Origin of the sequence: Micromonospora sp. II, from assembly GCF_001709195.1 — a bacterium.
GTDB lineage: Bacteria > Actinomycetota > Actinomycetes > Mycobacteriales > Micromonosporaceae > Micromonospora > Micromonospora chalcea.
On record NZ_LYXF01000024.1, the window covers coordinates 919,576 to 932,647 of the forward strand.

At 74.9% G+C, this 13,072-nt stretch carries 9 protein-coding genes; 6 read left to right on the top strand and 3 right to left on the bottom strand.

Features of this window, described 5'->3' with window-relative positions; all coding sequences use genetic code 11:
* Window positions 1–71: 71 nt before the first annotated feature.
* The 3 genes from dinB to A8711_RS15880 form a co-directional block, all read right to left on the bottom strand.
* Window positions 72–1,259 (bottom strand): DNA polymerase IV, encoded by a 1,188-nt coding sequence (dinB, locus tag A8711_RS15870; RefSeq protein ID WP_069088636.1) that lies wholly within the window; start codon window positions 1,257–1,259, stop codon window positions 72–74.
* A gap of 99 nt (window positions 1,260–1,358) precedes the next feature.
* Entirely contained in the window at window positions 1,359–4,544 is a 3,186-nt protein-coding gene (locus tag A8711_RS15875) for a penicillin acylase family protein (RefSeq protein WP_069088637.1), read from the bottom strand.
* 259 nt (window positions 4,545–4,803) lie between these two features.
* Window positions 4,804–5,937, bottom strand: coding sequence for an N-acetylmuramoyl-L-alanine amidase (locus A8711_RS15880; protein ID WP_069088638.1), 1,134 nt, complete (start codon window positions 5,935–5,937; stop codon window positions 4,804–4,806).
* A gap of 212 nt (window positions 5,938–6,149) precedes the next feature.
* Here A8711_RS15880 and A8711_RS15885 point away from each other — a divergent pair, with 212 nt between their 5' ends.
* The 6 genes from A8711_RS15885 (at window position 6,150) to A8711_RS15910 (ending at window position 13,053) form a co-directional block, all read left to right on the top strand.
* Window positions 6,150–6,596 carry a thioredoxin family protein gene (locus A8711_RS15885; RefSeq protein WP_233607907.1) on the top strand — a complete coding sequence of 149 codons (447 nt, stop codon included), beginning with the start codon at window positions 6,150–6,152 and terminating at the stop codon, window positions 6,594–6,596.
* Between the two features lie 114 nt (window positions 6,597–6,710).
* Window positions 6,711–7,151: a DUF4395 domain-containing protein gene (locus tag A8711_RS15890; RefSeq protein ID WP_043323868.1), complete on the top strand. Its 441-nt coding sequence runs from the start codon at window positions 6,711–6,713 to the stop codon at window positions 7,149–7,151.
* Window positions 7,152–7,192: 41 nt separating this feature from the next.
* A complete protein-coding gene (locus tag A8711_RS15895; RefSeq protein ID WP_069088640.1) occupies window positions 7,193–8,983 on the top strand; it encodes a hypothetical protein in 1,791 nt (596 codons plus the stop codon).
* A 292-nt stretch (window positions 8,984–9,275) separates the two neighbouring features.
* Window positions 9,276–10,913, top strand: a complete 1,638-nt coding sequence (locus A8711_RS15900; RefSeq protein WP_069088641.1) for a serine/threonine-protein kinase — start codon at window positions 9,276–9,278, stop codon at window positions 10,911–10,913.
* A 54-nt stretch (window positions 10,914–10,967) separates the two neighbouring features.
* The gene (locus tag A8711_RS15905; RefSeq protein ID WP_069088642.1) at window positions 10,968–11,975 is read left to right on the top strand and encodes a hypothetical protein; all 1,008 of its coding nucleotides are present in this window, start codon (window positions 10,968–10,970) and stop codon (window positions 11,973–11,975) included.
* 73 nt (window positions 11,976–12,048) lie between these two features.
* Window positions 12,049–13,053, top strand: coding sequence for a hypothetical protein (locus A8711_RS15910; RefSeq protein ID WP_043323872.1), 1,005 nt, complete (start codon window positions 12,049–12,051; stop codon window positions 13,051–13,053).
* Window positions 13,054–13,072 lie beyond the last annotated feature (19 nt).

Sequence of the window (13,072 nt, forward strand, 5' to 3'; positions counted from 1 at the left end):
CGCCCGTCCGCAGGCCGCGTCCGTGACCCCGGGTCGGAGCGCGCCTCCTACCGGGGGAGGAGGCGGAGCGGTCAGTCCGGCAGCCGGGGCATCTCGACGCCCGGATCGCGGCCGAGCAGCACCCCACGGGTCAGCGCCCGTGATCCGAAGCGGTCGCGTACCGCGTCGACGGCGGCGTCCAGCGCCGGACCCGGGTCGGCGGTGAACGGCAGGGCCAGCTGGGTGTGCCCGCCGCCGAGGTTTGCCACCGAGACGCCGAGCAGCGTGACGCCGCGCAGCGCGATCTGCGGCAGCGCGGCGCCCAGCAGGTCACGGGCGGCGTCGCGCAGCGGCGCGGTCTGCGCGGTCGGCTCGTCGAGCGTGTGCGACCGGGTGACCCGCGTGTAGTCGGCGAAACGCAGCCGCAGCGTCACCGTGCGGCCGGTGCGCCGGGCCGCGCGCATCCGCCCGGCCACCCGGTCGACCAGACCGGCCAGCACCGCGTCCAGCTCGGCGGGGGAGTGCGGGCCGCGCCCCAGCGCGTGCTGCGCGCCCATCGAGGAGCGGCGGCGGCCCACCTGCACCGCCCGGGGGTCGCGGTTGTGCGCCAGGGCGTGCAGGTGCCGGCCGGCGCCCGCGCCGAGCAGCGACACCAGCGCCGGCTCGTCCAGCCGTGCCACCTGCCCGACGGTACGGATGCCGCGTTCGCGCAGCCGGGCGGCGGTGACCGGGCCGACGCCCCACAGCCGCTCCACCGGCAGCGGGTGCAGGAACGCCAGTTCCCGCTCCGGCTCGACCACCAGCAGCCCGTCCGGCTTGGCCACGCCGCTGGCGACCTTCGCCAGGAACTTCGTCCGGGCCACGCCGACGGTGATCGGCAGGCCGACCTCGCGGCGTACCCGCTCCCGCAGCGTGGCCGCGACGGCGGCCGGCGTTCCGGCGAGCCGCCGCAGCCCGCCCACGTCGAGGAACGCCTCGTCGATGCTGAGCCCTTCGACCAGCGGGGTGGTGTCCCGGAAGATCTCGAACACCGCCCGGCTGGCGGCCGTGTACGCGGCCATCCGGGGCGGCACCACGATCGCGTCCGGGCAGAGCCGCCGCGCCTGCCGGCCGCCCATGGCGCTGCGCACGCCCCGGGCCTTGGCCTCGTAGCTGCACGCGAGCACCACGCCGCCGCCGACGATCACCGGCCGGCCGCGCAGCCGGGGGTCGTCGCGCTGCTCGACCGAGGCGTAGAACGCGTCCAGGTCGGCGTGCAGGATGGTGGCCTCGCTCGACACCCCGCCATCCTCGCACACATGTTCGAACAGGCGCGGCTGACCTGCCCGGACGCACGCGACCGGCCGGCGGATGGCTCCCGCCGACCGGCCGCGTGCGCCTCACCGTCCGTAGACCTCGAACTCGTAGAGCGAGAAGCCGTACGAGGTCGCCCGCGTCACGCCGTACATCCGCACGTAACGGGCGCTGACCGGGGCGAACGTCACGTTGTCGACGCCGCCGTTGCCGGTGGTGGTGCTGAACACCGGCTGCCAGGAGTTGCCGTCAGCGGAGACCTCGATCCGGTAGCCGGTGGCGTACGCGGCCTCCCACCGCAGCACCGCCCGGCTGATCGTCCGGGCCGAGCCGAGGTCGACCCGCAGCCACTGGTTGTCGTTGTAGCTGCTGGCCCAGCGGGTGCCGAGGCTGCCGTCGACCGCCTTGGCCGGGGTGTTGCTGGTCAGGAACTGCGTGCTGGACGCGGTGGCGGTACGGCCCTGCGCCAGGTTGGTCACCGTGTCGCCCCGGCGCGCCGGGAACGACACGACCTGCTGGTACGTGGGCCGGTTCTGCCAGCCGATCAACGGGTGGGTGATGCCGCCGAGCCCGGACTGGGCGATCGCGTCGGCGCACCACTGGTCCCCGGCACCGCAGGACGAGTCACCCGGGTAGACGGTGGCCGCCGGGGCGGCGGTGGCCTGGCCGAGCGTGTCCAGCAGCGCCTGCCGGCACGCGCCCAGGTTGCCGTTGCCGCAGTACGTGCGCCCGAGCCCGCCGGCCACCGGGTCGCCGAGCACCGCGCGCAGGTCCTTGTCGACGTAGCCCCACCAGCCGTACTGGAACGCCGAGCCCTTGTGCGCCTGGCCCTGCGACGCCCAGCTCACGCTGCCGTCGCGCGCCGCGTTCTGCCCGCCCGAGGGCGACTCGTTGACCTGCAGCGCGTCGACCAGCGCGCCGTACAGGTCGGGGCCGAGGCCGGGCCGGAACTGCGCCGCCGCCAGCAGCGGCCACCAGGCGTCGAAGATCCGGATGGCGTCGGCGTGCTGGTAGACCTTCGAGCCCGGTGACGTCTCCACCCGGCGGGACCCGGCCTGCTGCCAGGCCCGCAGCTTGGTCACCGCGGCGGCGAGCGCCGGGTCGGTGACCGGCGTGCTGTCCAGCACCCGCAGCAGTTCGCCGAGGACCTGCTGGCCACGCAGGTCGGTGACTCCCGCCTCGGCGGTGATCCGGACGACGTCGGCGCGGCTGAGCTTGCGCTGGGCGATGGCGGCCTTCACCGGGCCGTCGAGCAGTTGACCGCGGTGCACCGCGCCGTAGCTGAAGTTGCCGTCGGCCGCGCCGAAGTCCCGCGCCTGCTTGTTGTTCCAGCTGACGTAGTAGTCCTGGTTGACCGACTGCGGGTGGGCCGACGCCGGTGCGTAGGTGGCGTCGTTGGTGTCCGGGTTCCAGCCGACCCACTCGTACGCCGGCTCGGCCTTGGCCGGCAGGTTCGGGTCGAGCGTGGCCGGGCGGACCGGGTTCGCGCCGGAGTTGTAGTACGCCGCCTCGGTCGAGTTGACGTAGAACCAGTTGAACGCGTACCCGACGTTCGCGGCGGACGCCTGGAACGCCGCCGCGCTGCCCATCGCCGCCGGGTCGTTGAACGCCTGGAAGCCGATCGCCGAGTCGGCCTCGTGCCGGTAGGTGGAGCGCAGCTTCGTGAACGCGGTCGGCTGCCCGTTCACCATGCCCCGGTAGGCGACCAGCCCGTACTTGGTGCGCAGCGCGCGCAGCGTGTACGCGCCGGCCGGGGTGGAGTCGGCGAGCGTCGGCGACCACGAGTTGCGCTTCTCCAGCACCTCCATGGCCACGCACTGACCGCGGTAGAGGTAGCGGTTGGAGCGCAGCGTCGGCGCGGTGCCGTCGGTGGTGCACAGCGGCACCGCGTACGTGTCGGTCAGGTCCTGGGAGGCGGAGGTGGCGCTCCACGCGTAGTCCTGCCCGCGGCCGAGCAGCACGTAGAGGTTCAGCCCGGCGAACGCGGCGCCGCGCGCGCTGATCCCCGGCCCCTGCAGTTCCTGGAGCATGAGCAGCTGCGGGGCGAAGTAGCCGGTCTGCGGGCCGAACACGGCCACCGGGTTGCCGGTGGTGGTGTGCCGGCCGGAGACCACCACCGCGTTTGACATGCCGTGCGTGCGCAGGGTGGACAGGCCGCCGAGCAGGTCCTTGGTGGCGGCGCTGCTGCCGGTGCGGGCAGCGGCCCCGCCGGTGGCGTCGTACGCGAGCGGCTCGGCGACCACGGTGCCCGCGTCCGGCAGCACCGCGCTGGTGGCGCCGGGCGGTGTCGCGCCGTACGGGAAGCTCTGCCCGTCGTGCAGCGTCAGCACGGTCTCCGGGTCGTTCTGCGAGCGGAACGCCGCCCAGACCCGGTCGCCCTCGGTCGGGCCGTACTTGGCGCGGGCGGCCACCCGGACCAGCGCGGACCGGACCTCGCTGCCGCCGCCTCCGCCGAACAGCCCGCCGATGACGCCGGCGGTGGCGATCAGGTCGGTCATGGTGAAGTGCTTGGGCTTCCCGGCGCCGGTGAGCACGTACTCGCCGGGGTAGTTGTCGTCGGCGATCGACTTGTCGATGTAGGCGTTGATGCCGGCGATGTAGTCGGCCACGTCGGTGTAGAGCTGCTGGCCCCGGGTGCCCTTGAGGCGCAGCGCGTCCACCTGGGCCTGGAGGTCCGCCTCGGTGTAGGGCGAGTTGGCCCAGACGCTCTGCTCCAGCTCGCGGTTGCCGGGGGCGCCACCGGCGAACGAGCTGACGTTGCCGCGGCCGACGTGCCGCAGCAGGTCCATCACCCAGAGCCGGTCCTGGGCTCCGGCGTACCCGGCGCCGAACATGGTGCCGCCGCGGGTGGTGCCGGTGACGTGCGGGACGCCGGTGGCCTTGTCCCGCACGATGGTGACGTCCGAGCGTGGCGAGATCCTGCTCTCGACCTGCGCGTCGGGGACGCCGAACGAGGCGTCGTTGTAGAAGTGGGCGATCTGCTCGTCGGTCAGCCCGGCGTAGTTGTAGACCAGGTTGGCGTACTCGTCGAGCTGGTCGCTGGAGTGCGCGGGCCGGGTGCCGAGCGCCTGGTGGGCGAGGATCGCCACGAGCGTGGCGTTGCCGTTCTGCCCGGGCGGCAGGATGTCGGCGCACTGGCCGAGGCAGTAGTCGTCGGGGGTGAACGTGGTGGCGGCGAGCGCCGGTGACGGCGCGATGACCGTCAGGACGCTCGCGGTGAGGGCGGCGGTGGTGAGCGCCGCGAGGCGGGCACGGATGGCGGGTAATGGCATGGCGATCCTCCGGGGGACGCGGAGTAGGGCCGTTCGGTACGCCCGGCTGACGGCGTCTCGGCCTCCGCGCCCGGGCGTCCTGCCCGGAGGTGAGAATGACTCATATCTATCTGCGGGCAATGATCGGGGCACCACCGCCGTCCGGGATAGCCGTCGTTCACCAGTCGTCAATGCCGACGTTTCGCCGTGATCCCGGCCGTAACGACGCGGTGGGGGTGGCGCCGTTGCCACCCCCACCGCTCTCCCCGCCGGTGCGCCGTCAGTGCTTGTGGAACGACTGGCGCACCACACCCCCCACCAGCGCGCACCAGGTGGTGGTGCTGATCTTGCCGTTGGGTGGTAGTCCGTGCAGGCGCTGGAGGTCCTTCACCGCCGTGCGGGTGGCGTGGTCGTACTCGCCGGTCTCGATCACCTCGGCGTAGCCCTTGGCGGCGAGCATGAACTGCGCCGCGGCCACCGGGACGCCGGTGGACTTCTGGTCCAGCTCCGGGGCGAGGGTCTCCCAGGTCGGCGCGGTCAGCGTGGCGTCGACGTCGACCGGGATGCCGTTGCGCGCCTGCCAGTCCTGCACGGCGGCGACGGTGGCCGCGTCGAACACGCCGGTGACCGGCACGGTGTAGCCGCGGAACGTCAGCAGGCGCTGGGCGACCTGGACCACCGGGCCGCCGACGAAGCGCCAGATGTCCGGCCAGCGGCGGGCCGGCACGTCGCCGAGCCTGGTGCCGAGCTGCTTGAACACCGCGCGGCGCAGCGCCGGGAACTCCCGGTAGAACATCGCGCCCGGGCAGAGCGTGGCCCGGAAGTCCCAGTGGCCGAAGATGTCGTGGGCGTGCAGCCCGTACTGCCGGCAGATCGCGGCGCACAGCCGGGCGAGGGAGTCGAGCAGTTCCTCCGGCGGCGTCTCGGTGACGTACGTGCCCTCGTTCTCGATGCCGATGGCCCGCCCGTTCTCGCCGGGGCAGTGCGCGGCGATCATCTGCCGGTCGCCGGCGCGCAGCCGGTCCAGGCTGCCGTGCCGTCCCTCCAGGACGTGGCCGCCGCGGCTGACGGTGAAGTGCTGCCCGGTGTCGGACCAGCCGTTGCCGTCCATGTGCAGGTCCTGGCAGTCGCGGGCGAGCTGCTTGGCGTGCTCCTCGGAGTAGTCCGTGACGTTCGGGAACGCCATGTGGTGCACGATGATCTTGTTGGTGGGGGTCGCGCTCACCGACAGCGGATCGGCCGGCGGGCGGGCGGCCCACTCGTCGCAACCGATGATCCAGTCGAGGTCCGCGCCCGGCGCGGCGTGCGCGGCGGTCGGCCGGACGAGCTCGCTCCCGACGACCGCGACCGCGGCGGCGCCGAGGCCGGCCCGCAGCAGCGTACGGCGGTCCAGCTCGGGGTGGTCGAAGTGCATTCCGCCTCCTCGATGGCCCGGCCGGGGCCGGGTGATGTAAAGGAACTCCAACGGCTGCGCGCGAGGTGGAGAATATTGCCAAGGCGGCGCGGCGCGCCAGAGGACAAAAGCGACGTTCGCCGGGCCGCTCCTACCGCCGGAGTAGGCGATCTCACGTCCGCTGACCGGGATGGACCATGTCGCGTCGTGATCGGCCGTGGCAGCCTGGACCCGTGCAGTCGCCCAGCCCGGCCGGGATTCTCGTGCTCGTCGCGGTGCTCGCGGCCGCCACCGCGTTCGGCTGGTGGCGCCGCCGCCACGACGGGCGGCTGCGCGCCGTCCGGAAGCGCCCATCGGACGCCGCCGCGCCGCACCGGGCCACCCTCACCGCCCTCGGGGTACGCCCCGGCGAGCGCACGCTGGTGCAGTTCTCCGCCCCGGTCTGCGCGCCCTGCCGGGCCGCCCGCCGGGTCCTCGCCGACGTCGCCGCCCGCCTCGACGGGGTCACGGTGCTGGAGGTCGGCGTGGACGAGCACCTCGACGCGGCCCGGGAACTGGACGTGTGGCGTACCCCGACCGTGCTGGTGGTGGACGGCGCCGGCCGCGTCGTGCGCCGGGCCGCGGGCGTGCCCGACCGCGACGAGCTGATCGCCGCGCTCACCGCCGGGGCGGCCCGATGACCGGCGTACGGCTGACCCGCCGCCGGGTGGTGGACCACGGGCGGCTCGCCGCGAGCCTCTGTGCGCCGGTCCGTCCCGCCTGACCGACCGCCCCCGCACGAACGGACCCACCCCATGCTGCTCGACCCCCGGGGACCGCGCTTCGCCGCCGTCCTCACCACAGTCGTCCTCGCCGTCGTCCTCGTCACCGGCTCCGGGCTGCTCCTGCTCGCCCAGGCCGTCGTGTTCGCGCTCACCGCGCTCAACCCGCGCCTCGGCCCGTACGGGCTGCTGTTCCGCGCCCTGGTGGCGCCCCGGCTGGACCCGCCGGCGGAGCTGGAGCCGGTCGCCCCGGTGCGCTTCGCCCAGCTCGTCGGCCTGGTCTTCAGCGTCGTCGGCGCGGCCGGCTGGCTCGCCGGGATGCCCGCCCTCGGCCTGGCCGCCACCGGCGCGGCGCTGGCCGCGGCGTTCCTCAACGCCGCGTTCGGGCTCTGCCTCGGCTGCGAGGCGTACCTGACGATCCGCCGTCTGACCGGGCGGCCGCTGGCCGGCCGGGTGGCGGCGCCCCCGCGCTGACCGCCCGCCCGTACGCTGGCCCCGGCGGATGGGGGAGGGGCATGGCAGGTCGCGCACGGCTGGACCGGCGCAGCGTGCTCGTCGCGGCGGGCGGACTCGCGGTGGCCGGGATCGGCGTGCCGGTCGGCCTGGCCGCCACGAACGACCGGCCACCGCCGCCCGCGCCGCGCGGACGGCGGCCGATCAGCATGGCGATGCACCTGCACGCCTCGTTCAGCGAGGGCGTGGCCAGCTACGCCGCCCACCTCGACCAGGCCCGCCGCAATGCCGTCGACGTGCTCTGGTGGACCGACCACGACTTCCGGGTCGCCGCCCACGACCACCGCCGGGTCGTCCACTTCGACGGCCCGGAGGAACGCGAGGGCGGGCTGGCCTGGACGTGGCAGCCGGCCACCGAGGGGCGGCTCGCCGCGTCGGCCGCCGACTTCGTGGACGTCCCCGATGCCCCCGACGGCCCCGGCCGCGCGCTGCGCCTGGTCGCCGCCGGGACCGGCGCCCACTGGTACGCGGGCAAGGCGTGGAACTGGACGCACACCTCCAACATCTCCGACACCACGCTGCACCTCGACGTACGCCCCGAAGCCGCCGGCCGGGACGCCACGCTCACCGTGGAGATCGCGCTGTCGCACCACCCCGCCGGACCCGGCCGCCCCGCCGGGCAGCTCGTGCTGCGCTACCGCCTCGGCGGCGTCGACACGGTCCGGCACTCGGTCGACGGCCGTTTCGGCACCGTGGAGCGGCCCGCCCCGGCCGGCGCCTGGCAGCGGCACACGTTCGAGCTGCTCGCCGACGTGCGGCGGCTCTGGCCCGGCCTGGTGGCGGGCGACAACTCGCTGCGCGGGCTGCGCCTCGGCGTCACGGTGGCAGGAGGCGCGCGCGGCGCGTACCTGGTGGACCGGCTCGTCTTCGACCGCGCCCGCCGCGCCGGGCAGGCCGGCGAGGAGATGCGCGCCGAGGTGCTGCGCGGCTACGACGGGGCGTACCCGGGCGTGACCCACCACCGCGCGTACGAGGTGTCGATGGTGCGGCACCTCAACTGGTTCGGCGGCGACGGCACGCTGCCGAGCTTCCCGTCCCCGCCGTACCGGGACAACGACGTCGAGGCCACCGAGAAGATGGTGCGGTTCCTGCACTCGCACGGCGGGGTGGTGTGCTGGAACCATCCGCTGGACACCGAACGCCGCGAGTCACTGGCCCGGCTGCTGGTCAGCCGCAACGCGCTCGGCGTCGACCTGATCGAGATCGGGCGCCGGCCGGTCGAGGACTACCTCTGGGCGTACGACGTGGCGGCCCGCAACGCGATCCCGCTGACCGCCGTGGGCGTCACCGACGACCACGACGGCACCGACTGGCGGGCCGGCCGGGACCGGAACGTCACCTCCGTCTGGGCGGCCTCGACCGGCCGTGACGACCTGGTCGCGGCGCTGCGCGCCGGGCAGGCGTGGTTCGCCGACCTGGCCGGTTACCGGGGCGCGCTGGACCTGGAACTCGGTGGCCGCAGCGGCATGGGCGCGCTCGCCGTGCTCGCCGAGGACACCGTCACGGTGCGGCTGCGCGCCACCGACCTGCCCGCCGGGGCCACACTGGAGGTGGTCACCGGCGAGGTCGACCGGGCCGGTGTCGCGGACCCGACTCCGGCGGTCCGGGTCGGGCGGGTCCCGTGGCGGCAGTTGCGGGCGGGCTGGCACGACCAGCCGGTGCGCGTCGGCGCCGGCACGTACGTGCGCACCCAGGTACGCGACCGTGAGGGCGAGATCGTCGGCGCCAGCAACCCGATCTGGCTGCTCCGCACCCCTCCGCCCGCAGGCATCCCCCCACCCCGCCGCTTCTGACCGCCACCCTCCGCCTGTTCCGTCGATCATGAAGTTGACGGCGATGTCGGTCCCTTTTGTCCACGCCAACCTCATGATCAACGAGGTGAGGGTGGTTGCCGGGATCTGGTACTCGTGGCGGTGTGTCCGATACCGACCACCTACCGCGCCGCGCCGTGCCGCGCGGGCGCCCGGCCGCCGACCGGCGGCCGGAAGCAGCCGTTGCGCCGATGGCCGGCCGCCCCGGCCCGGTGAGAATGACCAGCGAGGCGGCATCCGACACCCGCCCGTGGGACGCGGTGGAGTCTGTCGCATGAGCGGCTGGGAACTGTCCGGCTACACGCCGGTCCGCCGGCTCGGCGCCGGCGCGTCCGGCAGCGTCGTGCTCGCCACCCACGACCGGACCGGCACCCCGGTCGCCATCAAGTACCTGGTCCGTGACCTCGGCGAGGACTCGTCGTTCCGGACCGCGTTCCGCGCCGAGGCCCGGCTGCTCGGCGAGATCGACGACCCGCACGTCAGCCGCCTCTACGAGTACGTGGAGAGCCCGCACGGCGCGGCCATCGTGATGGAACTGGTCGACGGCGTGTCGCTGCGCCAGATGCTGCGCGCGCACGGCCCGACCACGCCCGAGGCCGCGCTCTGCGTCCTCAAGGGCTCACTCGCCGGCCTGGCCGCCGCCCACGCCCACGGTGTCGTGCACCGCGACTACAAACCGGAGAACGTGCTCGTCACCGGCGCCGGGCTGAGCAAACTCGCCGACTTCGGCATCGCCATGCCGGTCGGCCAGGGCTCCGACACGACTGTCTCCGGCACGCCCCGCTACATGGCCCCCGAGCAGTGGACCGGCGCCCCCGCCGCCCCGACGTGCGACGTCTACGCCGCCACCGCCACGTTCTTCGAATGCCTCACCGGCCGGCCCCCGTACCAGGGACCGGACCTGCTCTCGCTGCGCGACCAGCACGCCTTGGCGCCGATCCCCGCCGAGGCGGCGCCCCCGCCGGTGCACGAGCTGCTGCGCCACGGCATGGCCAAGCGCCCCGACGAGCGGCCCGAGTCCGCCGAGGCGTTCCTCGGCCTGCTGGAACAGGTGGCCGGCGCCGGCTACGGCCCGCAGTGGGAGGAACGCGGGCTGCGGGAGCTGGGCCGCCGGGCGGCGCTGCTGGCCGCGCTGTGGCCGTTCCCCGAGCGGGCCGAGGGGGCCACCGCCGTCGCCTACACCGAGGTGGCGGACACGGCGCTCGGCGCGCGCTCCGGCCGGCGCGGACTGTTCCGCAAGGGCCGCACCCGTACCGCGCTGGCCGCCGGAGCCCTGGCCGCCGCCGTCGTGGCCGGCGGCGCCGGCTACAGCTACGCCGCCAACGACGGCACCGACGCCGCCGCCCCCACCGGCCCGGCGAGCGCCGCCCCGGCCACCACGACCGCGCCCACACCGGACCCGACCGCCGCCGGGTCGCCGAGCCCGTCGCCGACACCCACCCCGCCCACCGCGTCACCGCCGCCCGCGCCGTCCGCCACCCCGGACCGGACCGGGTCGCCGACCCGCGCCGGCACGCCCACCCCCAGCGCGTCGCGCAGCACCACCCCGCCACCGCCGGACGTGACCGCGCCGGTCGTGGACGGGGTACGCGCCGACCCCGGCGAGCTGGACCCGAAGGGCTGCCCCTACGGCGCGAAGAGCAGCACCGTCACCGCCACCGTCACCGACGACCGCAGCTCCCCGGCCGCGCTGACCGTCACCTTCGGCTACACCCTCGACGGCGCCACCGGAACGGTCCGGATGGCCGCCGCCGGCCGCGGCGTGTTCACCGGCACGCTCGGCCCGCTGTCCACGCCCAAGCGCAGCGCCCGCATCCCGATCCGGGTCACCGCCGCCGACGCCGCCGGCAACACGACCACCTCGGCGTCACCGGTGTACGTGACGCTCTACCACGACTGCACCCCCGGCTAGGAGTACGACAGTGCCCGCTGCCCAGCACCGCATCCCGTTCCGGGGACGTCCGGCGTGACCCGGCCCGACGAGCCCACCGAGGCGCTGCCGACCCGCGCCCTGCCGGTGACCCCGCCCGGGGACGCCGATGCCGCCGAGCCGACAGTCCACCTCGTCGCGCCCCGCGCCGCCGCCGAGGCGGAGCCGACCGTTTCTCTGTCTGCGGTGAACGGCGAGCCGACGGTGCCGCTGTCCGTGGACGGCGCGGAGCCCACTGTGCCACTCGCCCGGCCGGAGGTGGACCGCTCGCCAGATGCCGAGCCGACCGTCCACCTGAGTCCGGCTCCGGCTCCGGCAACGGCTCCGATTCCGGCCCCGGGCACCGTGACCGGGCAGGCGACAGTGCGTCCGCGGCCGGCGCCGCCGGCCAGGGGCCCGGGCGTGGAGCCGACCGTCTCGTGGCAGCCCACCGGGGTACCGCATGGGCACCAGGCCGGCGGGCCGCCGGCGGCGACGGGCGCCGGGGCGTACCCGGATCGGACCGTGGGCGCGCGGGCGCCCAGCGGCGTCCCGGCGCCCGCGCCCGGCGGCGAGTTGCGCTTCGGGCCGGGCGTGCCGGTGACGCCGCCGCCCGCGCCGCCCTGGCCGACCGCGCCCCCGATCCGGCCGCGACCGGTCTGGCGGCGTGTCGTCTCGGTGCTGTCCACGCTGCTCACCGCCGCGCTGCTGCTCACTGTCGGCCTCTACCTGTGGCAGCGGCTGCGCCCGATGGAGGTCGAGCAGGTGTCGGTGGCGGCGAACCGGCCGGCCGGTGTCGCGTGCGACGTGACGGTGGACGTGGTGGCCACGGTACGGACCAACGGGCGCGCCGGAACGATCCGCTACCAGTGGTTCCGCTCGGACGGCCCGCCCGGCGCGGTGCTCACCGAGCGGGTCGGCAGCGGGCAGCACACCGCGACCCTCACCCTGGAGTGGACGTTCTCCGGAGTGGGCACGACAGTCGGCACGGCCACCGTCAACATCATCGAACCGGCGCCGATGCAGGCCGGCACCCGCGTCAGATACCGCTGTCCCGGCGGCTGACCGCGTTTCCCCGCGCGCGGGTCCGGGTAGCCCCACCCGAACAAACCTGGACCACGTACGTGGAGGCCCTTCGATGAGAGACAACTTCGGGGACGCGGTGGGCGACGCGTTCCGTTCGGTGATGCTGTTCCTGCCCAAGGCGGTCGCGTTCGTCGCGATCCTGATCGCCGGCTGGCTGATCGCCAAGGCCGTGCTGAAGCTCGTGGACAAGGTGCTGGAGCGGGTCCACTTCGACCGGGCCGTCGAGCGCGGCGGCATCAAGACCGCGCTGGCCCGCTCCAAGTACGACGCCAGCGACATCGTCGCCAAGCTCGCCTACTACGGCGTGCTGCTGGTCACGCTCCAGCTCGCGTTCGGCATCTGGGGCCCCAACCCGATCTCCGACCTGATCGCCGGTGTGATCGCCTGGCTGCCCCGGGCGTTCGTCGCCATCGTCATCGTGGTGGTCGCCGCGGCCATCGCCCGTGCGGTGAAGGACATCATCTCCAGCGCGCTCGGCGGCCTCTCCTACGGCCGGGTGCTGGCGAACCTCGCCTCGGTGTTCATCCTGGGCCTCGGCGTCATCGCCGCGCTCAACCAGATCGGCGTCGCCACCACTGTCACCACTCCGGTGCTGATCGCGGTGCTCGCCACCGTGGGCGGCATCCTGGTCGTCGGCGTCGGCGGCGGCCTGGTCCGGCCGATGCAGAGCCGCTGGGAGAACTGGCTGACCCGGGCCGAGGAGGAGTCGCGCACCATCGCCACGCACGCCCGCGCGTACCAGGCCGGGCGCCGCGACGTCGAGGCCCGCCTGGCCGCCACCGGCCCGTACGCGGACTCCGAGCTGACCCAGCCGGTGAGCCGGGACGCCGAGGCGGACCGCACGCAGCCCGTCCCCGCGTACCCGGCCACCCCGGCCGCCGCCGGTGCGGACGCCACCGAGCCGGTGCCGGCGGAGGCCACGCAGCACATTCCGGCGTACGCGGACTCCGACCGCACCCAGCCGGCCACGCCGCGTCAGCCGACCGCCGAGCAGGCCGCGGACAGCGAGGCCACCATGGTCATCCCGCAGGCCGACGTGGAGAAGTTCCGCCGCTGACCTGGCGGCAGTGACACTC

Excerpts from the sequence above, each read along its gene's own strand:
- A8711_RS15875 (WP_069088637.1), bottom strand. The coding sequence starts at position 4,544 with ATGCCATTACCCGCCATCCGTGCCCGCCTCGCGGCGCTCACCACCGCC.
- A8711_RS15910 (WP_043323872.1), top strand. The coding sequence starts at position 12,049 with ATGAGAGACAACTTCGGGGACGCGGTGGGCGACGCGTTCCGTTCGGTG.
- A8711_RS15895 (WP_069088640.1), top strand. The coding sequence starts at position 7,193 with ATGGCAGGTCGCGCACGGCTGGACCGGCGCAGCGTGCTCGTCGCGGCG.
- A8711_RS15900 (WP_069088641.1), top strand. The coding sequence starts at position 9,276 with ATGAGCGGCTGGGAACTGTCCGGCTACACGCCGGTCCGCCGGCTCGGC.
- A8711_RS15890 (WP_043323868.1), top strand. The coding sequence starts at position 6,711 with ATGCTGCTCGACCCCCGGGGACCGCGCTTCGCCGCCGTCCTCACCACA.
- A8711_RS15880 (WP_069088638.1), bottom strand. The coding sequence starts at position 5,937 with ATGCACTTCGACCACCCCGAGCTGGACCGCCGTACGCTGCTGCGGGCC.